The 26,260-nt window shown below is 51.2% G+C and carries 23 protein-coding genes; 14 read left to right on the top strand and 9 right to left on the bottom strand.

Going from position 1 to position 26,260, the window contains the following annotated elements:
• From E1189_RS10335 to map, 8 genes are all read right to left on the bottom strand, one after another.
• On the bottom strand, positions 1–908 hold a 908-nt coding region (locus E1189_RS10335), incomplete at its 3' end, for a hypothetical protein (protein ID WP_230460315.1).
• Between the two features lie 174 nt (positions 909–1,082).
• Positions 1,083–2,120: a 2,3,4,5-tetrahydropyridine-2,6-dicarboxylate N-succinyltransferase gene (dapD, locus tag E1189_RS10340; protein WP_155160032.1), complete on the bottom strand. Its 1,038-nt coding sequence runs from the start codon at positions 2,118–2,120 to the stop codon at positions 1,083–1,085.
• 55 nt (positions 2,121–2,175) lie between these two features.
• Entirely contained in the window at positions 2,176–2,550 is a 375-nt protein-coding gene (locus E1189_RS10345) for an ArsC family reductase (RefSeq protein WP_329601973.1), read from the bottom strand.
• Positions 2,551–2,658: 108 nt separating this feature from the next.
• On the bottom strand, positions 2,659–3,858 hold the full coding sequence (locus E1189_RS10350) for a serine/threonine protein kinase (RefSeq protein WP_155160034.1): 1,200 nt from the start codon (positions 3,856–3,858) through the stop codon (positions 2,659–2,661).
• Positions 3,859–3,975: 117 nt separating this feature from the next.
• Positions 3,976–5,601, bottom strand: a complete 1,626-nt coding sequence (locus E1189_RS10355; protein WP_155160036.1) for a hypothetical protein — start codon at positions 5,599–5,601, stop codon at positions 3,976–3,978.
• 88 nt (positions 5,602–5,689) lie between these two features.
• The gene (gene glnD / locus E1189_RS10360) at positions 5,690–8,410 is read right to left on the bottom strand and encodes a [protein-PII] uridylyltransferase (RefSeq protein WP_155160038.1); all 2,721 of its coding nucleotides are present in this window, start codon (positions 8,408–8,410) and stop codon (positions 5,690–5,692) included.
• Positions 8,411–8,516: 106 nt separating this feature from the next.
• Positions 8,517–10,211, bottom strand: coding sequence for a hypothetical protein (locus E1189_RS10365; RefSeq protein ID WP_155160040.1), 1,695 nt, complete (start codon positions 10,209–10,211; stop codon positions 8,517–8,519).
• Positions 10,212–11,061: 850 nt separating this feature from the next.
• The gene (gene map / locus E1189_RS10370; RefSeq protein ID WP_155160042.1) at positions 11,062–11,859 is read right to left on the bottom strand and encodes a type I methionyl aminopeptidase; all 798 of its coding nucleotides are present in this window, start codon (positions 11,857–11,859) and stop codon (positions 11,062–11,064) included.
• A gap of 212 nt (positions 11,860–12,071) precedes the next feature.
• Here map and E1189_RS10375 point away from each other — a divergent pair, with 212 nt between their 5' ends.
• The 14 genes from E1189_RS10375 to cmoB all read left to right on the top strand — a co-directional run bounded on the left by E1189_RS10375 (position 12,072) and on the right by cmoB (position 25,680).
• On the top strand, positions 12,072–13,106 hold the full coding sequence (locus E1189_RS10375; protein ID WP_155160044.1) for a hydroxymethylglutaryl-CoA reductase: 1,035 nt from the start codon (positions 12,072–12,074) through the stop codon (positions 13,104–13,106).
• Between the two features lie 8 nt (positions 13,107–13,114).
• On the top strand, positions 13,115–14,146 hold the full coding sequence (fni, locus tag E1189_RS10380) for a type 2 isopentenyl-diphosphate Delta-isomerase (protein ID WP_155160046.1): 1,032 nt from the start codon (positions 13,115–13,117) through the stop codon (positions 14,144–14,146).
• A 9-nt stretch (positions 14,147–14,155) separates the two neighbouring features.
• Positions 14,156–15,328, top strand: a complete 1,173-nt coding sequence (locus tag E1189_RS10385) for a hydroxymethylglutaryl-CoA synthase (protein WP_155160048.1) — start codon at positions 14,156–14,158, stop codon at positions 15,326–15,328.
• Between the two features lie 10 nt (positions 15,329–15,338).
• The gene (locus E1189_RS10390) at positions 15,339–16,349 is read left to right on the top strand and encodes a mevalonate kinase family protein (RefSeq protein ID WP_155160050.1); all 1,011 of its coding nucleotides are present in this window, start codon (positions 15,339–15,341) and stop codon (positions 16,347–16,349) included.
• Positions 16,330–17,349: a mevalonate kinase gene (gene mvk, locus E1189_RS10395; RefSeq protein ID WP_155160052.1), complete on the top strand. Its 1,020-nt coding sequence runs from the start codon at positions 16,330–16,332 to the stop codon at positions 17,347–17,349. The genes E1189_RS10390 and mvk overlap by 20 nt, the downstream gene beginning before the upstream one ends.
• A complete protein-coding gene (gene mvaD / locus E1189_RS10400) occupies positions 17,330–18,331 on the top strand; it encodes a diphosphomevalonate decarboxylase (RefSeq protein ID WP_196221366.1) in 1,002 nt (333 codons plus the stop codon). The genes mvk and mvaD overlap by 20 nt, the downstream gene beginning before the upstream one ends.
• Before the next feature lie 275 nt (positions 18,332–18,606).
• Positions 18,607–19,362 (top strand): 30S ribosomal protein S2, encoded by a 756-nt coding sequence (gene rpsB, locus E1189_RS10405; protein ID WP_155160056.1) that lies wholly within the window; start codon positions 18,607–18,609, stop codon positions 19,360–19,362.
• A 179-nt stretch (positions 19,363–19,541) separates the two neighbouring features.
• Complete coding sequence (gene tsf, locus E1189_RS10410; protein ID WP_155160058.1) at positions 19,542–20,399, top strand: translation elongation factor Ts; 858 nt, start codon at positions 19,542–19,544, stop codon at positions 20,397–20,399.
• A 278-nt stretch (positions 20,400–20,677) separates the two neighbouring features.
• Positions 20,678–21,409 (top strand): UMP kinase, encoded by a 732-nt coding sequence (pyrH, locus tag E1189_RS10415; RefSeq protein ID WP_155160059.1) that lies wholly within the window; start codon positions 20,678–20,680, stop codon positions 21,407–21,409.
• 89 nt (positions 21,410–21,498) lie between these two features.
• The gene (gene frr, locus E1189_RS10420; protein ID WP_155160072.1) at positions 21,499–22,056 is read left to right on the top strand and encodes a ribosome recycling factor; all 558 of its coding nucleotides are present in this window, start codon (positions 21,499–21,501) and stop codon (positions 22,054–22,056) included.
• A 97-nt stretch (positions 22,057–22,153) separates the two neighbouring features.
• Positions 22,154–22,960, top strand: a complete 807-nt coding sequence (uppS, locus tag E1189_RS10425; protein ID WP_155160061.1) for a polyprenyl diphosphate synthase — start codon at positions 22,154–22,156, stop codon at positions 22,958–22,960.
• 13 nt (positions 22,961–22,973) lie between these two features.
• Positions 22,974–23,789 carry a phosphatidate cytidylyltransferase gene (locus E1189_RS10430; protein ID WP_155160063.1) on the top strand — a complete coding sequence of 272 codons (816 nt, stop codon included), beginning with the start codon at positions 22,974–22,976 and terminating at the stop codon, positions 23,787–23,789.
• A 142-nt stretch (positions 23,790–23,931) separates the two neighbouring features.
• Complete coding sequence (cmoA, locus tag E1189_RS10435; RefSeq protein WP_155160065.1) at positions 23,932–24,657, top strand: carboxy-S-adenosyl-L-methionine synthase CmoA; 726 nt, start codon at positions 23,932–23,934, stop codon at positions 24,655–24,657.
• Positions 24,658–24,696: 39 nt separating this feature from the next.
• Positions 24,697–25,680 (top strand): tRNA 5-methoxyuridine(34)/uridine 5-oxyacetic acid(34) synthase CmoB, encoded by a 984-nt coding sequence (cmoB, locus tag E1189_RS10440; protein ID WP_155160074.1) that lies wholly within the window; start codon positions 24,697–24,699, stop codon positions 25,678–25,680.
• 296 nt (positions 25,681–25,976) lie between these two features.
• Here the strand turns inward: cmoB and E1189_RS25420 are convergent.
• Positions 25,977–26,260 (bottom strand): hypothetical protein (locus E1189_RS25420; RefSeq protein ID WP_230460316.1); only part of this gene is annotated, 284 nt, incomplete at its 5' end.

Raw genomic sequence — 26,260 nt, forward strand, 5'->3', positions numbered from 1 at the left:
GCCTCTGCCTCTGCCTCTGCCTCTGCCTCTACCTCTGATTCTACCTCTGATTCTGCCTCTGCCTCAGGTGCAGAGATAACAGGTAGCTGCTGTGCCGTGCACTTTTCAGCTGTCCTGATCAAGTGTCTTTGAATGGTTACGATCAGTTCTGTGACGGGAGGTTCCTCAGTCACAGGACGTGGACTTTGTTTGCAAGAGTTCTCGAGGAAAGCGTCTTGCGGGGCCTCAATATAAACCAGCCCGCACTTATATACGTATATACCCACGGGTGTGCCGTTAGGTGATGGGAATGAACCACTGAGAAGGTAGTAGGGTTGAAGTGTACCTCCCTCTGACTCCCATAGGGCAGCAACAATGTCGTCGTAGGTTTGCTTTGTGAGGGCTTCTAATGCCTGTTTGATGATTTGAGTTAATTGAAGCAGAGGGGGGAGTTCAAGGTGGTGTGTCACGGAATACTTTTGGAGGATGGAGTCACGATACCCATAGTTTCTTGTTTTCAGTTTGGAAACTGCTGCATACCCTGAGAATAATTCATTGAGGCTTGATAGGTTGCTATCCCTCAGTTGCTGCCCTGAGATGCTGTATTTTTGTGTCTCTGATGCCGGTGCCAGTTCGTACTCTTCCTCACTGGGAGGATCTGGGAAAAGATACAGCTCGGTGGAATCATCGAAATTTACTTCGGGTATATTCAGTTGATCGAGTTCAGCCACTTCCCAATGGGCCTTAAGAACGCCTGCAAGGGGCGGGCTGGCAACGGTTTTCTGACTGCGGAGCAGAGGAAGAATATAAATCTCATGGGTTTCGTTTTTATCCACTGGATTCAGGTGAATCAGCATAATGTCCTCTGCTCGGCTGAGCAGGGGGGCAAGGAAAGTAATCAGACAGGCGATTTTCCTCAGGCTGTGCACGCAATGCTCCTGCAGTGTTGTTATTTTGGACTTAGAGAATAGCCAAGAGGAACGAATGTGCCTGAAGTTATCTGGGGAGATAATGTGAAGTCGTACTTCGAAAGGATGTTCTGGGTGAAGCCTTCAATAAGTAAGAGCGCCAGTATTGCACTGGTGCTCTTATTTCAAACAGAATCAGTTGTGCGCATGTAGCTCTTCGTTCAGCTCGACAGCGGTTTTGTTCGCCAGACACTCAATGGCACCACTCTGGGAGTTACGCCAGAACATCAGGTCAGACTTACCGGACAGTTCAACCGCTTTTACCACTTCTACAGGTTTCTTCTCCTTATCGAGAACAGTGACCTTGGAGCCGGCAGTCAGGTACAGGCCAGCTTCCACGGTGCAGCGATCACCCAGAGGAATGTTAATACCGGCATTGGCACCGATCAGGCAGTTGTTGCCGATAGAAACAACGATATCGTTGCCGCCAGACAGGGTGCCCATAGTACTGCAGCCACCTCCCAGATCAGAGCCTTCACCTACCCAGATACCGGCAGATATGCGCCCTTCTACCATATTTTTGCCTTCGGTACCGGCGTTGAAGTTGACAAAGCCTTCATGCATAACCGTTGTGCCTTCGCCAATGTATGCCCCCAGTCGTACACGGGCGGTATGAGCAATACGCACGCCTTTTGGCACAACGTAATTGGTCATGCGGGGGAATTTATCCACGCACTGAACGTCCAGTACTTCACCGCGTGCGCGGGCCTGCAGCTGGCGATGAGGCAGTTCTTCGATATCAATGGCGCCTTCACTGGTCCAGGCTACGTTGGGCAGCAGCGGGAAAATACCAGTGAGGTTGATGCCGTGGGGCTTAACCTGACGGTGAGACAGCATATGCAGTTTCAGGTAGGCTTCTGGTGTGCTGGTGGGGGCTTCATCGGTTTCCAGAATCACCAGAACTCGTGGGTTGCTACTGGTTTCCATGGAGCTGAGAATCAAAGTGTGATCCAGTAGATTACGTTGCAGAAACAGCTCTTCCAGAGCGTGGCAGGTGGCGCTGTCCAGCTCGATAACCTGATTACCGCCGGTGTAACCAGTAATGGCAGTCATGGCATCTACCAATTCAGGGTCTGGCTTGGAAAGCGGGGCGGGGTAGTAAACTTCCAGCCATTCACCCTTGCTGTTCCTGGTGCCGATGCCGGCCGCCATGCTGAAGAATTCTTTACTCATAATATCCAACAGTGTCCTTGTTCTTTTTCCAAAAATCGCCAGACCGTTATTTTAGTTAGCTGACAGCGGGCTTGTCACTTTTTGTCTGGGTCAGTGCTTCAGCCCACTTATCGGCCGAGAAGCCCAGCAGGTAATTCTTGCCGGTATCCAGTAGTGGTCGTTTAATCATGCCGGGTTGTTCCAGCAGGGCATTCACAGCGGTTTCTGCGGTCATGGCGTTGCGAACATCTTCGGGCAGTTTGCGCCATGTGGTGCCACGGCGGTTCACAACCTGTTCCCAGCCCAGTTCGTTGATACGATCTGTCAGCCAGCCTTTTTCCAAACCATCCTTACGGTAGTTATGGAAGGCGTACTCAAGGCCTTGTTCGTCCAGCCACTTACGGGCTTTTTTCATCGTATCGCAGTTGGGAATACCGTACAGTGTGAGCACGTCTCGTGTCCTGTTTTCCTGTTTTGGAGAAGGGCAAAGAATACACGGACACAGCAAGGATTACAGTAGGACACTAATAGTGTTGATGCCTGTTTTTACATCCTGCCTTTATACCGGAGTGCCTGAAGATGACTGTTGTGGGGAGACCTTCTGTTTTTCCGGAGTGAGCAAGCCTGTCGGCAGTAGTAGAGCCTCTGCCTGCCGCGCCATATGCGACATCTCTTCAAATGCAGGCCGCTGTTGTGACTTGACCGTCATTTTTTCCTGTTGAATATGGTCAAGAACGGCCTTTATCTCGGTGGTAGATTCCGGGCGATGTGTAGGGATGTGTTTGATACACCGACTAATCACTCTGTTAAATACAGGGTCTGCCTTGATGGCTCGACCTTCAGGAGTGTTGGGTACATATAGGTCTATTACTGGTACATTTTCTTTTAAAGTCCACGCATATGGCCAGTTACGCTTAGTATACAAACTATAGAGAGTGAAACCTGCACCAAAGATATCCGATGCCACGGTTTTTGGGCTCAGACGTTGCTCCTGTATGCCATCACTATTAATATATGTTTCCATTTCCGAGAGTTCAGGAGCCATATAGTCAGAAGGCGCTGGCAGACTATTGGGATTGTCACGGGAGCAACTCATGCCAAAATCGCCGAGGCAGGCTTGATTATAAATGTTGAGAAATACATTGCCGGGTTTCAAGTCTCCGTGGAGGATGCCTTTTTTGTGCATGTAGTCGAGCCCATCAATCACATCGTTGAGAATGCTTTCCCGCTCTTCAGTTCGAATAGGAACTGAACTTCTAATCCGACGAGACAGACTCTGTGCATAGAGAGGCATCACTATAAAAACTTGTGTCGGGGAGCAATGCATACCCAAAGTCTTGACTATATTCGGGTGATGTAACTGCATGCCCAGTTCAGCTTCTTTTTTAGCCTCCTGATACTTATTGGCAGCACTGGGCGAGTACTTGCCATTCCTTTTTTGTTTGGGAGGTTTGCTCACCTTGACTGCCAGCATACTCCTCATAAAAGAGACTTTATAGACATCACCATATGTGCCTGAACCAATTTCATCGGACGCTGGCCCTGTGAGACTGATGCTTTTGATCTGTTCCTGGGTAAGTCGGGAAGCTGTCATTGTATCCTTCCGCTTTGCGGGTAAGGCGTGCGGAGATGTTTTTTGGGGTGTTACCTGCCATACCTCCCAACCCTGCCAGTGAGTATAACTGTGCTGCTTATCCATGGTGGTGACGGAATGAGGCTTACTGGCAGACGCTGTTGAACGAGAGGGTTGTGAGTTCATGTCTCAATCCTTGGTTGAGCCGATGTTGAAACAGATTTGAGACGGCTTCGCCAAGAAAGTTTTTAACGGTGCTGTTTGTATAAATAACGACAGTCTTTTTTCACGATCTTTCGTTCGTTAGTTTTTGTAATCCAGAGAGAGAGGAACTCGGGTCGCTTCAGGTTGTGCGCTTAATTGGTTTGACTTGGTTGTCGGGGTGTCCCAAAAACCTCCTTCTTTCATGGCATGACCAAATTTTTCGGCGGCACCATTGACATCCTGAAAAAGCGCGGTGTAGTCATCTCCTGCTTTATCGGGATGCCATTTTAAAAGACCTCTTCTGATCTTTTTGAACTCTTCCTGGGTCGGGACGTGCGTTATTATCAAGCTTTGGGTTTCAGGGTATTTTCCAATAACACCATTAAAATGCTCAAATGGCCGGTTATATTCATTGATACGATTTTGATACCGGGTTCCCAGCGTCCAGGCTCCTATAGTCGCGAGGGTATGAACAGTTTTCCAGGCCAGAGGCCAAATCTGTTCCGCCCAGGTGGGAATGGCAGGACGGGAGAAATAAGGCTTGAGATCCTGCAGGTTGGGAATAGTGTCACTGTGACTTGCCTGCAGCACAACTCCCGGCATGGGGTTGCCGTTGAGCATCAGTAACCCTCTCAGAAAGTCGGGCACCATCCATACGGAAAAATGGCCAGCCCCGGCAATCAGTGAAAAACCATCCAGTTCCTGCACCTGACTCAGGATATTGTCGTTGTGCAGGTTAAGGCTGTTTCTCTGCTGAATAATGGCAGCAAGTATCGAAGGTGACAGTGGGTCTGCAGCCTGCCCCTTTCGTGATGGTGCCTCGGAATGCATTTGTGGAAGATCCAGCCACCACTGATAATTCTGGCTGTCGGGTATGGTGATGATTTGTGCTTCAAGCCACCCATCTTCCCTTGTTAACCACTGGAAGGAGAGAGCCAGCCCGCCTCTGTAGTAGATAGGCCGCAGGCGAATACCTGTATATCCCCTTTGCTGAGCGTGGTGTATGAGCGTGATCAGAGACTGGTTAGCTTCATGATGACTCTCCAGAGGTGGCTGAACCATGTTAATCCAGAACAGGCTGATGGCCGCTGGGTTGTATTGATCCTTATTGCCCTCACTGCGCTTGATGACCACTGCAAGTGAGCCGGGTAGGTCTTCTTTCATAGGGAGCTGGGCATTTTGATATTGCCACATGCGGTATTCAGACTTGACCGCATCAATGACGCCACTGGCCAGAGTTCCAGCAGTAAGGATGCCGTGGAGCAGATTGCTTTGTACATTGAGGAAGGGTAATAAAGCTACCTGCATAGCCCCTGCGGGGTTGTCACTCCATAGTGCCCGTGCCATTGCAATGCCTACGAGCGCAGGCTGGAGTAATACCTGATATCCGTTTAAATAATTCCTGTAACTGGCATACTCGGCCAGACGTCCTCCGTAGTAGCCCAGAGCAGATTCTGCCATAAGGGTAGACAGTTCTTTGGCAAGGGGAGTCGCCAGGGAGTGACTCCAGCTGTTCGGGTTGCTGGCAAAGTACCCCTGAGCCTGAAGTACCTCAGGCGTGTGAGCCAGCGGGCATGTCTCTTCATCAGCAGCTATGGACGGAGTGACTATTGTTGTCGTAAAAAAGACTGTAAAAATGCCAAGAAGAGGCGTTGCCAGCTGTTTCTGAAAGCACCACTCCCTGTTTGAGATAAAGCTGAAACAGCATGTCAATATCGCCAGCATAGTCAACTATCACCTTAAAGATCGGGCAGCTAAAACTAGGAGGCATATCTGCAGGCCGCAATGTTTTGATGGTTTCTATCTGTAACGCTTACTCTCCCTTGATGATTTTTTGTAATTGTTGGCTTAACGCTTTGTGCAACTGCTGGACTTTTTCCGGATCACTGATGGCTTCTCCATGAATATCTGTGATAAAGAATACGTCCTCAACCTTCTCCCCTAGTGTGGAAACTTTCGCTTTTTGAATCAGTACTTTCTGTTCCATAAATACCCGGCCTATGTGCGCCAGAATACCCGGGCGATCGACGGTATTCACCTCGACAACAGTGCGATGGTTGACAGGGTCGTTGCTGAGAGTAATCACAGGCTCGCGGGCAAAGTGTCTGAGCTGCCGGGGAATATGCGTAGCGCCAAAACCGGGTCTGGCCAGCGCGTCACTGTTCAGAGTTTTGCGAATATGGGCACAAATGCGTTCAATGCGAGGGAGGTCATCCCTAAGAGGTTGGCCGTTGCTGGCATCCAGTACGATAAATGTATCCAGGGCCAGACCGCTGGCTGCGGTGATAATACGGGCATCATGGATGGTGAGATTCATTTCCCCCAGGGCCATGGTGCAGGCGGCGAACAGGTGAGGGGTATCCGGCGTGCAGATGAACACGGCAGTACCACCTTCATAACGCCGCTCTGTGGATTCCCGAATCAGCACCAGAGGCCATTGATCTTCATTCTGGTTGCTGGTCTGGCGGCTTTCGAGAATGCCTTGAGTTTGCCAGGCCACTTCTGAAGCATTGTGGCGCAGGAAGTACTCATCCCCGAACTCTTGCCAGAAGGTTTCCGTCTTATTGATATCCACGCCCCGGGCTTGCAGCATCTGACGAGCGAGGTGTTGGGTATCATCGATGTTTTCCTGCTTGTCGATGGGGTTTTCCAAGCCGCGGTGGAGGGCTTGCCGGGTCTGTCTGAATAGCTCCCGCAACAGGCTGGCTCGCCAGCCATTCCACAGGCTGGGATTGGTGGCGTTGATATCGGCCACGGTCAGACAGTAGAGATAATCCAGACGGCGGGAGTCTCCAACCAGCTGGGCAAAGTTGTTAATGGTTTCCGGATCCGACAAATCCTGCCGCTGAGCGGTGACGGACATAGTGAGGTGGTGGCGTACCAGCCATTCGACCAGTGAAGTATCTGCTGCTGAGAGTCCGTGTCGCTGACAGAATGCACGGGCATCGGCGGCTCCCAGCACTGAGTGATCCCCACCACGCCCTTTGCCAATATCGTGATACAACCCGGCAATATAGAGCAGTTCCGGTTTGGGCAGGCGCTTTTTAGCCGCGCATGCCACAGGGAATTGCTCCTGATTCTCTTTGTAATTGAAGCGGCGCAGATGTTTGATCAGCAGCAGGGTATGGGCATCAACGGTATAGTTGTGGAACATGTCGTGCTGCATCTGTCCGATAATACGGCCAAACTCCGGTAGATAGCGCCCCAGCACGCCATAACGCACCATGCGTCTCAGGCTGGCAGTGATGGCATAGGGCGAGCGCATAAGTCTCAGAAATTGCTCATGAACTTTAGGGTTGTTGCGATAATCGTCATCAATCAGCAGCCGGGCTTCCCGAATCGCGCGAATGGTTTCAGCCGTCAGACCCAGAATAAACGGGTTGCCGGACATCAGTACAAACACTTCAATAATGGATTCAGGATTGCGGGTGAAGACATCCGGGTGGGTGATTTCAATATACGCGTTGCACACTTGAAAGCGTTCATTCAGGGAGATGATTTCCTGCTCCTTCCCTGCATCAAGAATATTGTCATCAAAGTGCTGAAGCAGCAGGTCGTTCATGACCCCGAGAATCATCACAGCGCGGAAGTACTTTTGCATAAACTGCTCAACCGCAAGCGCACCTCCTTCGATATCCTTGTAGCCAAACTGTCTGGCAAGGGTGCGCTGGTGGTCGAACAGGAGACGATCTTCCGGACGCCCGGAAAGGCGGTGCAGCGCCCAGCGTACCTTCCAGAGAAAATCCCGGGCTCGCACCAGCATGTGGTACTCACGCTCTTCCAGAAAACCGATACGCACCAGCTCCTTGGGGTCGTCAGTGCCATAGTGGCGGCGGGTGACCCAGCCGACCATGTGCAGGTCCCGCAGGCCGCCGGGGGAGCTTTTCAGGTTGGGCTCCAGATCGTATTCCGTCTGGTTGAATTTGCGGTGGCGGGCTTTCTGCTCTTTATACTTGGCTTTCAGATATTCTTTGCTGGGCCACATAGTGGCAGGGCTGATGGCCTCCTGCATGGAGGTAAACAGATTCTCTCGCCCGGACAAAAGCCGTGATTCAATCATGTTGGTGATGATGGTTAAGTCTTCCCGCCCTTGAGTGGCGCACTCTCGGATGGAGCGAACGCTGGAGCCAACTTTGAGATTGATATCCCAGAGCAGGGTAAGGAACTTCTCGATGGTGTCCCGGTGGGGTTCTGCATCTTCGTGCTTAAGAAGTATCAGAATGTCGATGTCAGACTGAGGATGTAGCTCTGCACGGCCATAACCACCCACGGCCACCAGTGCGATATCCTCAGCGTCTTGCCCTGCCAGATGCTCCCAGGCCAGCGTCAGAACCTGATCAATCAGCCATGCCCGGCCGGTGACCAGTGCCTGGATGGGCATGTCTTCCCCGAACCAGGTATCCATTTGCAGCTCGGCTTGCTCAATACACTTTTTATAGGCTTGAGCCGGATGAGGTGCGATCGTGAGCTCTGCCCGGAACTGGCTTCGATTAAAAAGGGCCGTTTTCTGGAGATCGCTCAGTGTGTCGGTCATAGGTGCTTTCTATTCCACGGGGCGGTGTTGTTGTGATGAAACCATCCTCCTGGCCGTTTGTCGAGAAGCCCCCGACCCTGTCGGGGGACTCGAGCCGGTTCGACCTTTACTGAAATGTGCGGTTTTCACCGGATGAGGGGGTGCTCCCTTGTGCCTGCTGAGGCGTCTCCTGATCATGAAAAGAGAGCTTAAATTTGATTGATGCAGACCCTGTTGAACTCCAAAAAGGTGGGCTGATTGGGGCGCCCAAACCGGATCCTAGAAGATTTTTCCATTGAGTGGCTTCTCCAGGGTGGATGGGCATAGTCAGGGTGCAGAATGGGGTAGAGTCAGGCGTACTTTTTACAAAAACCTGAATCGCACTTAGATTGTCTGGTTGGGATGTATGATTGGGAGAGTGTGCACACGATGCCTGAGTGATAAGGGAGAATTGTTCGCTATTCTGTTCACGGAGAAAAGATAGAGTGTAGTCATAGGGTCCGATGCGCATAGGGGGGCTGGTGTATTTATTGAGCTGTGAATTCACCATGGCTTCCATAAATGGAATGGACCATATATATTGATTTGAACCTGTTCTTTCGATGCTGCCTACAATTGGCGTTTTTGCAGGAGTGTATAACTGGTTCAAGAGGGTCGTCAGGCTTTCACGGTTGGTGTGTGATTCTGATGGCTGTGATGTGAGTGATAAGTCTTTTACAGTTTTTCCATCACTTTTATTTAACTCAATAATAAGTTCCAGGAAACCATCGGATTTGTATCCTTCAAAATCGGACAGGTGTAAGCCCGCCAAGGCAATATGTATCCCAGCTGTCTCTCTTTCTTTCTGAAAGTCATATGTAATAAGACCGTCTTCTGGCTCTGCCGGATGGAGTGCTCGTAGTTTATAGGGCGCTAGAGAGACAGAATAAAATGGAAAGTCCCTGTCTGCAGGAGCTGTGCCTTGCACTTCCAGCACCAAATGTTCTCCTTGAGGGCAATCCGGGGATAGGGGGCAGGTAAAGGATGTTAACTTTAAAGGGATACCTTCAGCTTCAAAATGGTGCCACCTTTCTTTGTAGTGTGATGATTGCAGGTCAGACTCTTTGATCAAAAGGCGAAGCCTGTGACCCTCTATGGAAAGAGGGCGTGCGCGATATCTTGCGTCAAGGAAGATGGTGTTCGGTTGCCTTATCATGTCTGCCAGTCTGTGGCGAGGAGACTGCGTATCCGTCAGCCGAAGTCGTACCCAGTTTTCCTGAATGTAATTATAAAGGTGATTCTGGCTGGGTAGCGCATTCCATTGCGCTATAACGGGTCTGTCTTGATGGCGGCCAAGAAGGGAGGGACTGAGTGTTTTTTCCTGGTTTTCCCTTGCATCTTCTCCATGTAGAAGGACAAAAGTAACAGGGTGGGTATTTGCAGCCTGTTCGTCTGTCATTTCTGTGCTGCCCAGAAATAAGATAGTTACCGGGTGCTCAAGGTCGGAGCCATCATGCATATTGTGGATGATTAAAGCCAGCATGAAGTGGTCATGGTGTCCTTTTGACAGGCTGAATTCATTTGAGTAATAAGTACCGGGAGCTGGCCAGGCTTTGGAGAGATGAATTGGAATTTCAACGGTTGAATCAAAGGTGTCGTGAAGGGTCAGTTTACTGACACGATTGATTAAATATTCAGTATCAGAGCGATACTCTTCGTTTTCCTGCACAACTTCATCATATTTTTCTTTAAGCTCTTGAACCCTTCGGGCAAGCTCAAGGGTGGCATGGCTTTGCTGCTTTAGGAACTCAGCGATTTCTGGAGGGATTGTTGCCTGCCCCAATTTTTGAATGACGCTGTAGTGAGGGCAGAGTTCATTGTGAGATGTGGTTTGCTCGCGCTGGAATTTCTGACAGCATTTCGGGCAGGAAACTTCCTCTAACGGACATTCGTCCTTATGGAGTGGCAGCTGTTTCCTCTGAAGGGGAGCATCGCAGCCCAGTGGGCAATCAATCTCGCCTTCAGGGCACTCCTTCAAGTGTTTTTGATAGTGCTGGGCGCCAGATCCATCTTTGCCGTACTTCACTGTCCATTCGCACTGAGAGTTTTCACAGACAACGTCTATTTGTCCCAGTTTCTGATCCCAGTTGTCTACTAAGTCAAATGAAGTTCGTTGCGGCTTGGGGGCATCAGTAGAGGTGTCTGGGGGGAGTGGCTCGGAGGAATTCAAAATATAGGCTCGACAGTGTGGGCATTTTGAAAGGTTGCCCTCCTTAAAACACGTCTGACAAGATAGTTTTTGACAGTTTTTACAGCGAAAGGGGGGCATCTGGGGAGTATCCAGACATGTGAGGCATGTCATGTTTTCATCCAGAGCCTGAAGTCGATGGACTGAGAGATTGTTATCAAAAACCTTTTCTGAACTTGCCTGAAGACAAGAAATCACAAGCAAGGCAATCAAAGGGATTAGCAGCCTTATTTGCCCCACTGTTGATGACGTGTTTCTAGTGCTAAGTTCAGCTTTACTCATACCTGCCACTGCATGCTGGATTAAAAAGAGGCACAGGTATAGCAGATAATTTTAAAGGTCGGCATAGCGTAACCAACCCAGTTCACACCCATTGGCATCTGTCTGTAATGCGGTGTGGGAATGTAGCTAAGGGTTGGTTGCGCATCTTTTTTGAAGGTTCTGGTTATATTAGAGGAGAAATCTCTCCCTCACGTAAGGTAAGAATCTCATACCCGTCCTGGGTTACCAGAATGGTGTGCTCCCACTGTGCGGAGGGGCGGCGATCGCGGGTAACGGCTGTCCAGCCATCACCTTTAAGTTTGGTCTCTTTGCGACCGGCGTTGATCATGGGTTCGATGGTGAAGATCATCCCTTCCAGTAGCTCAATGCCGGTGCCAGCTAGAGCGTTGTGGGTCACCTGAGGTTCTTCGTGAAAACCTTCACCGATACCGTGACCGCAGTACTCCTCAACCACGGAGTAGTGGTTGGCGTGGGCGTGTCTGGCAATGACTGCGCCTATATCACCAAGGTGAGCGCCGGGGCGAACCTGCTCAATGCCCAGATACATACACTCACGGGTCACGTCCACCAGGCGCTTCGTATATTCCTGAGGCTCACCAATGATGAACATCTGGCTGGTATCGCCATGGTAGCCATCCTTGATAACGGTGATATCGATGTTCAGAGCATCACCCTTTTTCAGTTTCTTCTTGTCGGACGGAATTCCGTGGCACACCACATCATTTAAAGAGGTACAGATGGATTTGGGAAAGCCCGGACGGCCAGGGGCAGCGCCATAGTTCAGCGGTGCAGGAATGGCCTTTTGTACATTGACGATGTAGTCGTGGCAGAGACGATCCAGCTCCCCGGTGGTGACACCTTCTTTGACGTGGGGGGCGATCATGGTGAGTACCTCTCCAGCCAGTCGGCCAGCGATACGCATCTTTTCAATCTGCTCGGGTGTTTTAATGATGACAGACATGTCGTGGTGTAAAATCCCTGAATTGAGTAACCGGTGCTGCTTTGATCGGAAACGCCCCTGTTGAGGTGTTTTCCGGCAGCGATGCCCTATTCTAGCAAAACCCCTGTGGGTGTTAATAGCGGGCAGCGCAAGCCGTCATGTTCTGATATGATGCGCCACTCGAGGCGCTAAGGCCCCGATTATTGATATTCTGACAGGACAATTTCCGGAATATGTCACAACATAAAATTTCCCAGGCTCCGGTGCCTATGCGGCTTGTAGGGCCGGTGCGCATCGTTGGTGATGTTGTGGACGACAGCGTGATGCTGCCGTTGGCTACCTACGAAACAACCCTGTGGCCGTCTGTCGGGCGGGGCGCACGGGTGGCGACTCTGGCTGGGGGGATTCAGGCAACGGTTCTTGACGAACGTATGACGCGCTCCATTCTGCTGGAAGCAGGCGACGCGGGTCAGGCCCTTGCGGCATGGCAGAGTCTCTCTGCCCGCAAGGAAGACATGAACATGGTGGTGCGGGAAACCAGCCGTTTTGCCCGTCTGATTGATATGCACCACCAGATTGTCGGTAATATGCTGTATGTACGTCTGGAGTTCACCACTGGTGATGCTGCCGGCCATAATATGGTGACCCTGGCGGCAGAAAAGCTGCAGGACTGGTTGCTGACAGAATATCCCGCACTGAAATACACCTCTATCTCTGCCAACTACTGTACCGATAAAAAGGCGACAGCGGTTAACGGTATTCTTGGCCGTGGCAAGAGTGTTGTCTGTGAACTCACTATTCCCCGTGACTTGTGTGAACGACGACTGAAAACCACGCCGGAAGCAGTGGTGGATCTGAACATCAAGAAGAACCTCATTGGCACTATGCTGGCAGGTGGCATTCGCAGTGCCAACGCACATTTTGCCAATATGCTGCTGGCGTTTTATCTGGCCACTGGTCAGGATGCCGCAAATATCGTGGAAGGCTCACAAGGTATTGTGCACTGTGAAGTTCGTGATGGTGATCTGTACTTTTCTGTGAGCCTGCCTAACCTGATTGTGGGCTCTGTAGGTCATGGTAAAGGGCTGGGGTTTGTAGAAGACAACCTTCGCCTGTTGGGGTGTAAGGAAGATCGCGAACCCGGTGGTAATGCACGTCGGCTGGCGGTTATCTGTGCTGCCAGTGTTCTGTGTGGTGAGCTGTCCTTACTGGCGGCACAAACCAACCCTGGTGAGCTGATGGCTGCCCACGTTAAGTTCGAGCGTTGAGCCTGTCTATGAATCAGGCGACCAATGATCGTAAGATCGAGCATATCCGGGCGATTGAGCGAGACAGCGAAACGGATCGCGATGCCCGTTATTTCGACCGGATACGTTTGACCAACCGGGCGCTGCCAGAACTGAATCTGGCGGATGTTGACCCCACTGTTGAATTTATGGGGTGCAAACTTTCTTTCCCGCTGCTGATCTCTTCCATGACCGGTGGTGATCACAGTTTGGTGCGCACGATAAACCGAAACCTTGCCGAGGCCGCCCAGATTGCAGGCGTGGCACTGGCGGTTGGCTCCCAGCGGGTGATGTTTGAGCAGCCTGCAGCCCGTGCCAGTTTTGAACTGCGCCAGTACGCCCCTGATATACTGTTGCTGGCGAATATTGGAGCGGTACAGCTCAATAAGGGCTTTGGTATCGAGCAATGCCGTCAGGCGGTTGAGCTGGTAGGAGCGGATGGCCTTTACCTGCATCTGAATGCTCTGCAGGAAGCCGTTCAGCCTGAAGGTGATACTGAGTTCGGTGGCCTTGTGGAAAAAATTGCTGCTATTAGCCAACAACTGGATTGCCCGCTGCTTCTCAAGGAGGTGGGTTGTGGCTTTTCTGGTGAGGATGTAGAAAAAGCGATTCAGGCTGGTATTGAATATATTGATGTGGCCGGGCAGGGTGGAACGTCCTGGAGTCGTATTGAGCATCTGCGAGCAGATGATCGCCATAGCCTTGGTGTGCTGTTTCAGGACTGGGGTGTACCTACACCACTTGCTCTGAAGCAGGCAAAGCCCTATCGTGACAACGTGAAATTGATCGCCAGTGGCGGTTTGCGAAACGGTATTGATATGGCCAAGTCTGTTATACTCGGCGCCCGTTTGTGCGGGATGGCTGCCCCGCTTCTTAAGCCAGCCATGGAGTCTGTAGATCAGGTGGTGGAAACCATTGAGGCGTTGAAACGTGAATTTGTCACGGCGATGTTTCTTCTGGGTACCCCTGATGTTGCCAGTTTATACGGCAACGAACGACTAATTCTGGACGACTGTATCTGATAGTGTGCTATGTCCGTCGGTATTGATGACATCAGTTTTTATTCCTCCGGCATGTTCCTGCCACTGGCAACTCTGGCTGAACACAATGGAGAAGATCCGGACAAGTATCGGATAGGTATTGGGCAGAATCGCATGGGCGTGCCTGCTCAGGATGAAGATATTGTGACGCTGGCCGCCAACGCAGCCAGGCCACTGATAAACGACGAGAATCGTGAAAAAATTACCACGGTGTTGTTTGCTACGGAGTCCAGTATCGACCAATCCAAAGCCGCTGGCGTATATGTACAGCGGTTACTGGGTTTAGGTTCCAACTGTCGTGTGGTTGAACTGAAGCAGGCTTGCTACAGTGCAACGGCTGCTCTGCAGATGGCCTGTGGGCTGGTGGCCCGCAAGCCGTCGGTGCAGGTGCTGATTGTTGCTTCTGATATTGCCCGTTATGGTTTTGATACACCAGGTGAAGCCACTCAAGGGTGTGGAGCTGTTGCGTTTATTGTAAAAGCTGAGCCGCGCCTGCTGTCTGTGCATGCTGAAAACGGCTGCTACAGCGAGGATGTTATGGATTTCTGGCGCCCGAACTATATGGATACGGCGCTGGTGGACGGTAAATACTCTACCATCATTTACCTGAAAGCCCTGCGCCAAAGCTGGAAGAACTATCAGGAAGCCGGTGGTTTGAGCTTTGGTGAACTGTCCCGCTTCTGCTATCACCTGCCTTTCACCAAGATGGGTGAAAAGGCACACCGCAAACTGGCGGTAACCAATGGTGAAACTATGGATGAAGCCCGCCTTGAACAGCAAATTGGTGCTGGTCTTCATTACAATCGTCAGATTGGTAACAGCTACAGTGCTTCCCTTTATATCGGGTTGGTGTCGCTTCTGGAGAATGACGCAGAGGACTTGTCCGGTAAGCATATTGGTTTGTTCAGCTACGGTTCCGGCTGTGTAGGAGAGTTTTTCTCCGCCACTGTTCAGCCGGGTTACAAAACCTTCAGCCGTCGCGCTGCCCATATAGATATGTTGGAAACCCGTCAGGAGCTGGATTACGAAGGCTACGCCAGCCTGTTCAGTCATACTTCTCCGAAAGATGGTGGTGAACACTATTTTGCGGAGGAGGCGGCTGGCCATTTCCGTTTGGCTGGTATTCATGATCATAAGCGTATTTACACCGAAGTAGGGGAGTAAGTCGTTGATCATGAGAGCCATTGCGCCAGGCAAAATTATTATTTCCGGTGAGCATGCCGTGGTTTATGGCACGCCGGCTTTGGCGGTTGCCGTAAACATTCATGCGCACTGTGAAGTGCGCCCTGTGTCCGAGCCGGTGGTGCAGTTTCGTCTCGATAACTACGGCCGCCTGGCAGAGAGTCCGATTGCCGATCTTGAGGCGCTGCGTCTGGCCACAGATGAGGCTTATCAAGCTTACCTGCTAGGGCAGAAGGATATTTCTACGGTGCTGGCAAAACCAGGCAACCTCTACCTCTATGCCATTGCCGGGCTGTTTAATGCCCACGATATTCCTCGGGATCACGGTTTCGAGATTCATCTGAAATCCGATATACCCATGCGTTCCGGTATGGGTTCTTCTGCAGCTACCGTTGCCGCTGTTCTGGCAGCTGTGGCCGGATATTTTAAGGTGGAACTGGATAAAATGGCGCTGTTCCGTTTTACCAGTCACACTGAGCGGCTCCAGCATGGCTGTAACAGTACAATAGACCCAATGGTGACTGTTCACGGTGGATTGGTACGCATGGAGAATGCTCAGGTGGAGGCCTTTCAGGAATTGCCAGAATTGAACTGGTATCTGGTGAATTCCGGTGAGCCTGAGGTGAGTACCGGTCAGTGTGTAGCAGAAGTGCGCAAGCGTTTTGGCAAAAGCGCTATCTGGAATGAATTTCATAGCATTATCACTGGCCTTGAGCAGGCATTTCTTTGTCGGGATGTCGGTGCGCTGAAAGAGTATGTGAAGCGTAATCATCAGTTGCTTGTAGATATTGGTGTGGTGCCGGGTACCGTGCAGCGTTTTATGGATGATCTCCGTTCTCGCTACAATGCGGTTGGCAAAGTCAGTGGCGCTGGTGCAGTTTATGGTGAGAAAGCGGGTTTTCTGCTGGTGCAGAGTGAACAGCCGGTAACCGAGCTTTGTCATGAATATGGTTTTCCGGTTACTCGACTGCAATGTGATCCCTATGGCGTCCGTCTCTGCTGAAGAGCAGGCTGTTGAGCAGCCCCTCGAAAAGAAACAATCTATTTTGAAATCTGATGTTGTAAATACTGTTGTTGTATCAGCACCGGGCAGCACCATGCTGTTCGGTGAGCACGCTGTACTTCATGGTCAGGCGGCTATCGCCTGTGCCATGGATGCCCGACTATCGGTTAAGGCAACCCTTCGCTCTGATCGTAAGGTGATTATTCGTTCTGCTCTGGGTAACTATGAAAGTGAACTGGATGACCTTGAAAAAGATCAGGTTCACCGTTTTACTCTGTGCTTATTAAAGCGCTGGCGCAATCGCCTCCCCGGTGGCGTAGAGTTGGAGGTGGCTTCCGGTTTCTCCCACACAGTAGGGCTGGGCTCTTCAGCAGCGCTGACTGTGGCTGTGGCTGCGGCATTTCGCCGTCTGTGCGGACTGGCCATGAAGCAGCGAGCTTTGCTGGATGAATGCCTGGCGGTTGTTCAGGAAGTGCAGGGCAGTGGTTCTGGCACAGACCTGGTCGCGAGCATTTATGGTGGCGTTGTGCACTATCGTCCGGATACCCGCAGTGTGACGCCTTTGGGTGAGAGTCTGCCAATCGTTTTACATTACTGTGGTTACAAAACACCGACCCCTGACGTGATCGCCCGGGTGAAAGCTGAGCGGATGTACACCCCTTCTCTGTACGATCATCTGTTCCGAATGATGGGAGAGTGCACCCAGCAGGCGGCAGGCGCTATTCGTGAAGGGGACCTGGCTCGTCTTGGTCGGTGTATGAATGTTTACCACGGGTTGATGGACAGCCTTGGAGTTTGTGATGAGGCGCTGGCGAGTATGGTGCATCAGCTGCGCAGCCAAAGTGTGCTGGGGGTGAAAATCTCCGGATCAGGGCTTGGTGACTGCGTAGTGAGCCTGGAAAATCCCGAGGCAACTGCCAGGTCTGCCTTAAATGATTATGAATCCTTGCCTGTCTCTGTTTCTACCGCAGGAGTGCGTTTTGAGTCTGACTCGCAGTGATGTTGCGGCCAAAATATTGGCTGATTGTGTGGCAGAGCCGGTAGACACCTTTGAAGCGTTTGCTCCGGTGAATATTGCCCTTTGCAAGTACTGGGGCAAGCGCAATGCGCTGTTGAATCTGCCGGTGAATGATTCCCTTTCAGTTTCTCTGGCGAAAAAGGGTTCAACCACCCGGGTGCATCGCATCCCGGGTGCGCAGGAGGATGAGGTTTTTCTCAATGGGCAGCCTGTTGATAAAGATACCGGCTTCTATAAGAAGGTTGTGGCACATATCGACCTGTTTCGCCCTCTGGTGGCCGGTTGCCTGAGAGTGGATACTGTGAACGGTGTGGCCACCGGGGCCGGGCTGGCCTCTTCGGCGTCTGGGTTTGCGGCACTTACCCGTGCTCTTGTGGGTGTCTATAGCCTGAATCTGAGCAATGAGCAGGTGTCCATTCTGGCGCGTATGGGCAGTGGCAGTGCCAGCCGCTCTGTCTATGAAGGCTTTGTACGCTGGCATAAAGGTGTAAGGGCAGATGGTATGGACAGCTTTGCCCGACCTCTTCCGGAAATCTGGCCGGATTTTCGAATTGGTGTGCTGACTCTCACCAGTGATGCCAAGAAAACCGGTTCCCGTGAGGGGATGCAACGCACCGTGGACAGTGCGATCCTCTATAACAGTTGGCCTGAGCAGGCGGAAAGGGATATTGCCCGGTTGGAGCATGCTATTGCTGTACGGGATATTACCCTTCTGGGCTCCACTGCCGAGCAGAATGCCATGGCTATGCACGCAACCATGCTGGCATCCTGGCCACCGCTACTTTACTGGCAGGCGGAATCGGTGACTGCGCTGCAAAAAGTGTGGCAACTGCGGGATGATGGTTTGCAGGTTTACGCTACTATGGATGCCGGGCCGAATGTGAAGCTGCTGTTTGAAGCTTCGGCCGAATCCGATATGCGCAGTGCATTCACTGATATGGACGTGATTGTGCCATTCGGGTAATCGAGGGCGAAATTCCATGGGGAAAACTGGCAGCTGTTTTTTTTCTATGGTATAAAGCCGCGCTGCAGTGTGATTCTCATCCTGCAGCATTTTTTGAAGCTCACTTTTCAGGTGGGCACTACTAAATCGCACATATACCGACACATAGCCCGGGGTGCCCCATAACTGTCAAATGCTCTGTTACAAGAGATTGTTATCAAGAGTATTGCCGCACAGTTATAGAGGGTCGGATTATGGGGTATATGGAGGCATAACCCCTTCAGGAGTTTAAAGACATGGCACAAGTTACCATGCGCGAGATGCTGAAAGCCGGCGTCCACTTTGGTCACCAGACTCGTTACTGGAACCCAAAAATGGGTCGTTACATCTTCGGCGCCCGCAACAAGATTCATATCATCAACCTTGAGCACACTCTGCCTGCTTTCAACGACGCTCTGAACTTCATTCAGAAGCTGGCTGAAGGCAAGAACAAGGTTATGTTCGTTGGTACCAAGCGCGCTGCAAGCAAGCACATCCGCGAGCAGGCTCAGCGTTGTGGCATGCCTTACGTTGATCACCGCTGGTTGGGCGGCATGCTGACTAACTACAAGACTATTCGTCAGTCTGTACGTCGTCTGCGTGATCTGGAAACCCAGCGTGAAGATGGTACTTTCGAGAAGCTGACCAAGAAAGAAGCCCTGATGCGTACCCGTCAGCTGGAAAAGCTGGATCGTTCTCTGGGCGGTATCAAAGAAATGGGTGGCCTGCCTGACTGCCTGTTCGTGATCGACGTTGAACACGAAAAGATCGCTATCCAGGAAGCTAACAAGCTGGGTATCCCTGTTATCGGTATCGTTGATACCAACAGCAACCCAGACGGCGTTGACATGGTTATCCCAGGTAACGATGACGCTATCCGTGCTATCCAGCTGTACCTGGAAAGTGCTGCTGATACCATTCTGGAAGCGAAAGCTGCTCAGACTGGTGAATTCGTTGAAGTTGAGGCTGAAGAAGCTCCAGCTGCTGACGAATCCGGTGCTGAAGAAGCCTGATTTGCGTGACTTCACCTGCTTTCATGCTTAACCGCGGTTAAGAATAATGAGACAGGTTGCCGCAGTTTATTGAAAATAGATTGCGGCATAGAAAAGGGGGCTTTGCCCCCTTTTTACCATATATACGGGGCTCGCAGGGTCGCGGGTTCTGTTTTCTGACAGGTAAGAGGATACTGAGAATGGCAATTTCCGCTGCTCTGGTAAAAGAACTGCGTGACCGTACCGGTCTGGGCATGATGGAGTGCAAGCGCGCTCTGGCTGCTACCGATGGCAACATCGAAGTGGCTATCGAAGAGCTGCGTAAGTCCGGTCAGGCTAAAGCTGCCAAGAAAGCCGGTCGTACCGCTGCTGAAGGTGTTGTTGCTGCCAAGATTGTTAACGGTGGCAAAGCTGCTCTGATGGTTGAAGTGAACTCCGAGACTGACTTCGTTGCTCGCGACGCTGGCTTCCTGGCTTTCACTGACAGCGTTCTGGACAAGGCTGAAGCTGAAAACCTGACCGACATCGCCAAACTGAAAGAAGAGCTGGAGACGTCCCGTCAGGCTCTGGTTCAGAAGATCGGTGAAAACATCGACGTTCGTCGTATCGTTAAGCTGGAAGGCGACGTAACTGGCGCCTACATCCACGGTAACAAGCGCATTGCAGTTCTGGTTTCTCTGGAAGGCGGTAACGAAGAGCTGGCGAAAGACATCGCCATGCACGTTGCAGCTGTTAACCCTCAGGTTGTTAACAAGGAAGACATGCCTGCTGAACTGGTAGAGAAAGAGAAAGAAATCTTTACCGCTCAGGCCCAGCAGTCTGGCAAGCCTGCAGAAATCATCGAGAAGATGATTGTTGGTCGTATCAACAAGTTCCTGGCTGAAAACAGCCTGGTTGAGCAGCCTTTCGTCAAGAACCCAGACGTTAAGATCGGCAAGCTGGCCGCTGATGCTGGTGCCAAGGTTCTGAACTTCGTTCGTTACGAAGTGGGTGAAGGCATCGAGAAGGAAGAAGTCGACTTCGCTGCTGAAGTTGCTGCTGCCGCTGCTGGCAACTGATAAGAACTCTATTCTAAGAGTTTTATCAGTGCCTGAGTACCCGGGTATGTTTTATATATTCGGGTGCTTATACAGGGTGATGATGCAAATCATCACCCTGTCGTGTGTTTGGCGTATGCATTTGGTTGACGTCTGTCGGTAGATTCTCACGATAAGACGCGTCACAATACGCAGGTTTTGCTATCAACCGACTGGGTATTCCCTGAGTATCCAGTCGATTGCTTTCCCCCTGTTGCCCGTATGCCCGGCATACAGGCAATAAACAACTGCAGGAACTGATGATGCCTACAACTGATCGCCAGCCAAAATATCACCGTATTCTCCTTAAGCTCAGCGGTGAGGCTTTGATGGGTGACGAGGACTTTGGTATTGATCCCAAGGTTCTGGATCGTATGGCCCTTGAGATTGGGCAGCTGATCGGTATTGGCGTCCAGGTCGGTCTGGTCGTGGGTGGTGGTAATTTGTTCCGTGGTGCTGCTTTGAATGAAGCGGGCATGGATCGTGTGACCGGTGACCACATGGGTATGCTGGCCACTGTAATGAATGCCCTCGCCTTGCGTGATGCCCTTGAGCGTTCCAATATTAACACCCGTGTTATGTCTGCCATTCCTATGAGTGGTGTGGTTGAACATTATGACCGCCGTCGTGCAGTGCGTTACCTGAACTCCGGTGATGTGGTGATTTTTTCTGCCGGTACTGGTAACCCCTTCTTTACCACTGACTCTGCTGCCTGCCTGCGTGGTATTGAGGTTGAGGTGGATGTGGTCATGAAGGCGACTAAGGTAGACGGTATCTACGACAGTGACCCAGTGAATAACCCTGACGCTGTGAAGTTCGATACCCTGAGTTACGACGAAGTTCTGGACCGTAAACTGGGCGTTATGGACCTGACAGCTATTTGTCTGGTGCGTGACCATGAGATGCCTGTGCGCGTATTCAACATGAATAAACCCGGTGCACTGCTGAACGTGGTTGTGGGTGGCGACGAAGGAACACTGGTGACTCCTTAAGTCATCATTAAGAAAATATCTGGTTATACATTGGTTTTTATGCGGTGGAGTGAGTGGATGACTCCACCTGATTGCTTCGGGAGTGAATGATGATCAACGAAATCAAATCTGATGCTGAGACGCGCATGGGTAAGAGCCTGGAGTCTCTGCAACATGCGTTTGCCAAAATTCGTACTGGCCGTGCTCACCCAAGCCTGCTGGAAGGCGTTAAGGTGAACTACTACGGTTCCGATACTCCACTGAGCCAGGTAGCGAACATCAGCGCGGAAGATGCACGTACTCTGGCTATCCGTGTGTGGGAACGTAATCTGGTTCCTGACGTTGAGCGGGCTATTCTGACATCTGATCTGGGCCTGAATCCTTCTACTGCCGGTGAGGTTATCCGTGTGCCTCTGCCTCCTCTGACAGAAGAAACCCGTAAAGGCTACACCCGTCAGGCGCGTCAGGAAGCGGAAGGTGCGCGTGTTGCTATCCGTAACATTCGCCGTGATGCTATCGGCGATCTGAAGGATCTCGAGAAAGAGAAAGAGATCAGTGAAGATGACGAGCGTCGTGGTGCTGATGAAATTCAGAAAATCACTGATCGCTTTATCGCTGACGTGGAAAAGCTTCTGGCTGAAAAAGAAAAAGATCTGATGGCTATCTGATCTCAACCTTTCAGGCTGGCTTGCTTTTGCTGTAAGTCGGCCTGATAGCTTTAGTGCATTTCGATTGAACGCTCAGGTTGAGCTTAGGTTAAAGAGTATGTCCCAGTCAGCTGCTGGCGAGGGTGCCAGTGACACAAAGCCGGTTGTAACCACACAGGGAGAGCGTGCTTCTCTGGATGTGATTCCCCGCCATGTCGCTATTATCATGGATGGCAACAACCGTTGGGCCAAAAAGAATGGCAAAAAAGGCCTGAGTGGTCACCGTGCCGGTGTAACGGCTGTTCGTCAGGTTGTGGAAGCCTGTGGTGAATATGGTGTGGAAGTTCTCACTCTGTTTGCCTTCTCCAGTGAAAACTGGAACCGCCCCCGGGATGAAGTCCGTGGGTTGATGGAGCTGTTTCTTCATGCCCTTAAGCGAGAAGTGAAGCGTTTGCGTCGCCATAAGATTCGCTTGAAGGTGATTGGTGACATCAGTCAATTTAGTTCCACCATTCAAAACTATATTCGTCAGGCTGAAATCCAAACGGCTGATGATTACAAAGTGACGCTGGTTGTGGCTGCCAGTTATGGCGGTCAGTGGGATATTGCTCAGTCAGCTCGCAAGCTGGCTGTTCAGGTGCAAGAGGGAACTCTGAAGCCTGAAGATATCTCTCCGGCTCTTATTGAACAGAATCTTTCTACTGGCGAATTGCCAGCCCCCGATCTTCTCATCCGTACCAGTGGCGAGCATCGCATCAGTAACTTCATGTTATGGCAGTGTGCTTACTCGGAGTTTTATTTTACGGATGTTCTCTGGCCTGATTTTACCCGTGACGAATTTCATAAAGCTTTGTTGAGTTTTAGTCATCGACAGCGTCGATTCGGAAAAACGAGTGAACAGGTTGAAGCGGAAGTGACGGCGTAGGCATGGAATCACTATGTTAAAACAAAGAATTATTACGGGCCTTGCACTGTTGCCCGTGGCGCTGGGCGGGGTTTTCTTGCTGCCGGTTCAGTGGTTTGCAGTGTTTGTTGGCGCCATTATCTCTCTTGGCGCCTGGGAGTGGGCGAACCTTTCCGGTTTTTCTGCACAGTGGCAACGTGTGCTTTATGCGCTGGTCACCGGCTCTGCTCTGGTAGGCTTTTATGGTATGCCCGCAAGCTTCTTGCTGGGAGCTGGTTTGGTGTGGTGGCTGACGGCTCTTATGCTGGCGATCAGTTACCCTGACTCTACATCAGCCTGGCGCCCTCGAGTCATGCGTTTGGTGATCGGGTGGCTGGTGTTGATTCCTGCCTGGAGTGGTCTGGTTTATTTGAAGTCCAAGAACGCCCCTGGATCTGAGTATCAGGGCGATTTGTTGATTCTGTATGTGTTTGTGCTGGTTTGGGGCGCTGATGTGGGTGCCTACTTCTCTGGAAGGGCGTTTGGTAAGCATAAGCTGGCTCCTCACCTGAGCCCGGGAAAAACCTGGGAGGGCGTGTTGGGTGGTATTCTGTTGATCAGCCTGATTGCTCTGGGCGTCAGCTGGTACCAGGAGATGACTCTGTTCCACACCCTGGGGCTGTTGGCAGTGACTTGGGTTGTGGGCTTTGTGTCTGTGTTGGGTGATCTTCTGGAGAGTATGTTTAAGCGTGAGCGGGGTATTAAGGACAGCAGTCAGCTGTTGCCTGGCCATGGTGGTATTCTCGATCGCATTGACAGTCTGACAGCAGCTGTACCCGTATTTTCTGTATTTTGGCTGTTGATTAGCTGATTTAAGCTGTATTTTCGCTTCTTTAAGGGCAGGTATCGCCTGCCCTTTCCGCTGAGATGGTTCCCTTTCGCTTTGATTTATTGGCACTTTTCTCATCTCCGTGTTTCACTTCCTTCGTTAAAGAATTTTTAATCTGTTTTCTATGAGCAGCAAAGACCGCGTATTTGCCGAGCAGCTGGAGAGTGTGGCTGCGTTTCAATTTGATGAGGCTGTGGCCCGCGTTTTCCCGGATATGATTCAGCGCTCGGTACCGGGCTATTCCATGGTTGTTTCCATGATCGGACTGATTGCCGGGCGTTATGCACGTAAGGGTACCCGTCTTTATGACCTGGGCAGCTCTCTGGGGGCGACAGCAATTGCCATGCGTCACGGTATTGCCTGTGATAACTGCGAAATTATTGCTGTGGATAACTCTGAGGCTATGACTGAGCGGTGTCGTAAGATTATTGCTGAGGACTCTGCGTCCACACCCGTTGACGTTGTGTGTGGGGACATTCGTGAGGTTGCTATTGAGAATGCGTCCGTTGCGGCTCTGAACTTTACCTTGCAGTTTATTCCGGTTGAAGATCGTTTGCCTTTGCTAAAAAACATTCGTAACGGTTTGAATCCCGGTGGTGTGCTGGTGCTCTCCGAGAAACTGGCTTTCCCTGAAGAGCATCAGGCTATCCTTGATACCCTGTATTACGACTATAAGCGTGCCAATGGTTACTCCGAGATGGAGATCAGCCAGAAGCGCACAGCGCTGGAGAATGTTCTGGTGCCTGAGGCTTTGTCGGTGCACAGGGAGCGGCTTCTGGACGCTGGTTTTACCCATGTGATCCCCTGGTATCAGGGTTTTAACTTCTGTTCTCTTCTGGCTGTGCGGTAAGCGGCCTCCTCTGTGGGAATTTCGGTTGTGGAAAACAAAATGATCGCGGCTCTCTACGACAGTCTGTTTGATGCCATGCTGGAGACGCGCCTGGAGCCCTGGCTGGGAACTTTGCGTGAGCAGCTTCATGAGGTGTTAGTGAATACTCCCCATGGGGATATGTTGCGCTGGCAGGCGGCTCTGGGTCAGTTGCCTGAATTGTCGGCTGATACTGTGGATTTGAATCGCAGTGCTATTACTGTGTCGTCTGATGAGCCGGTGGCGGATGAGGTGCGTGCTGCTCTTCGTGAAGCTTTGAAAGGTTTGTCTCCTTGGCGCAAGGGGCCGTTTAACCTGTTCGATGAGTATATTGATACGGAGTGGCGGTCTGACTGGAAGTGGGATCGTCTGCAGAATCATTTTTCACCTTTAGCAGGGCGACAGGTGCTGGATGTGGGTTGCGGTTCCGGCTATCACATGTGGCGGATGCTGGGTGAGGGTGCTGAGCGTGTGTTGGGTGTTGATCCTTCCCGTTTGTTCCTGATGCAGTTTGAGGCTGTGAAGCATTATGTGGGTAAAGACTCACCTGTTCATCTCTTGCCTTTGAAGATGGAGGATGTGCCTCCCCGCTTAAAGGCTTTTGATACGGTGTTTTCCATGGGGGTGCTTTACCATCGTAAGTCGCCTATTGAGCATTTGCAGGAGTTGCATGGTGCTTTGCGGGCTGGCGGTGAGCTGGTGCTGGAGACGCTGGTGATTGATGGTATGTTGGGTGAGGTACTGATGCCAGAGGATCGTTACGCGATGATGCGCAATGTCTGGTTCCTGCCGAGCCCGGATACTTTGCTGTTGTGGCTGCGTCGGGCGGGTTTCCGTAATGCCCGGGTTGTGGATATGAATCGCACGACGACGGACGAGCAGCGGCCCACTGAGTGGATGGGCTTTAACTCTCTGAAGGATTTTCTTGATCCTGAGGACCCTCGGAAAACGGTTGAGGGTTATCCTGCTCCGCTGCGGGCTGTTATTGTTGCGGAGGCTTGTTAAGGGTTTTGGTTTCTCAACAAGCCTCTGCCGTAGACGAGTAATGGTAAGAGGCTTGATATGGAAGGCTTTTGCAGCCTGCTCGTGGGTTAAGGGATCATTGTCTTCATCAATAGCCAAAAAATGTTGGCGTTGAGTTTCTTGTACTGCGCAGCCTTTGGTCTCTCTTGTTTGACGAGCTTCTTGAGTTTTGAGCGTGCATCCTCACTGAGCCGAGCATGACATTTGATAGCCATGATAACTCCGCAGTTTACTGACTCGGAGTGAACAGGATAACCGTTATTTACCTATCTCGTGGCTCAGGGCAGGGTATGAGTCTCCAGTGTCAGTCCATTGATAAATTCCTGAGCGATAGTCGTCGAATCGTCCTCATCAAGAACCAGAGCATCATGGGATCGAAAAGCTGTTCTGAGGTAATGCTCATAGGCACCGTCCCACAGAAAATGGCTTGTTACCTTCGTCATAAGCGCATTCAACTCAGCCGCTGATTGAGGAACATGGTAACCTTGTTGATGTGTCGCAGTTCCGGCTTGAGCATAGAACCAACAGGCAGTTATCCCTCCTCCGTTAACATGAGCTGTCT

The organism is Parendozoicomonas verongulae (assembly GCF_009711465.1).
In the GTDB taxonomy this organism is placed as follows: Bacteria; Pseudomonadota; Gammaproteobacteria; order Pseudomonadales; family Endozoicomonadaceae; genus Sansalvadorimonas; species Sansalvadorimonas verongulae.

Coding starts and splice junctions, on each gene's coding strand:
- map (WP_155160042.1), bottom strand. CDS start 11,859: ATGTCTGTCATCATTAAAACACCCGAGCAGATTGAAAAGATGCGTATC.
- cmoA (WP_155160065.1), top strand. CDS start 23,932: ATGAGCAGCAAAGACCGCGTATTTGCCGAGCAGCTGGAGAGTGTGGCT.
- E1189_RS10350 (WP_155160034.1), bottom strand. CDS start 3,858: ATGAACTCACAACCCTCTCGTTCAACAGCGTCTGCCAGTAAGCCTCAT.
- uppS (WP_155160061.1), top strand. CDS start 22,154: ATGTCCCAGTCAGCTGCTGGCGAGGGTGCCAGTGACACAAAGCCGGTT.
- mvk (WP_155160052.1), top strand. CDS start 16,330: ATGGCGTCCGTCTCTGCTGAAGAGCAGGCTGTTGAGCAGCCCCTCGAA.
- dapD (WP_155160032.1), bottom strand. CDS start 2,120: ATGAGTAAAGAATTCTTCAGCATGGCGGCCGGCATCGGCACCAGGAAC.
- glnD (WP_155160038.1), bottom strand. CDS start 8,410: ATGACCGACACACTGAGCGATCTCCAGAAAACGGCCCTTTTTAATCGA.
- E1189_RS10355 (WP_155160036.1), bottom strand. CDS start 5,601: ATGCTGGCGATATTGACATGCTGTTTCAGCTTTATCTCAAACAGGGAG.
- rpsB (WP_155160056.1), top strand. CDS start 18,607: ATGGCACAAGTTACCATGCGCGAGATGCTGAAAGCCGGCGTCCACTTT.
- E1189_RS10430 (WP_155160063.1), top strand. CDS start 22,974: ATGTTAAAACAAAGAATTATTACGGGCCTTGCACTGTTGCCCGTGGCG.
- pyrH (WP_155160059.1), top strand. CDS start 20,678: ATGATGCCTACAACTGATCGCCAGCCAAAATATCACCGTATTCTCCTT.
- E1189_RS10390 (WP_155160050.1), top strand. CDS start 15,339: ATGAGAGCCATTGCGCCAGGCAAAATTATTATTTCCGGTGAGCATGCC.
- tsf (WP_155160058.1), top strand. CDS start 19,542: ATGGCAATTTCCGCTGCTCTGGTAAAAGAACTGCGTGACCGTACCGGT.
- E1189_RS10375 (WP_155160044.1), top strand. CDS start 12,072: ATGTCACAACATAAAATTTCCCAGGCTCCGGTGCCTATGCGGCTTGTA.
- frr (WP_155160072.1), top strand. CDS start 21,499: ATGATCAACGAAATCAAATCTGATGCTGAGACGCGCATGGGTAAGAGC.
- cmoB (WP_155160074.1), top strand. CDS start 24,697: ATGATCGCGGCTCTCTACGACAGTCTGTTTGATGCCATGCTGGAGACG.
- fni (WP_155160046.1), top strand. CDS start 13,115: ATGAATCAGGCGACCAATGATCGTAAGATCGAGCATATCCGGGCGATT.
- E1189_RS10385 (WP_155160048.1), top strand. CDS start 14,156: ATGTCCGTCGGTATTGATGACATCAGTTTTTATTCCTCCGGCATGTTC.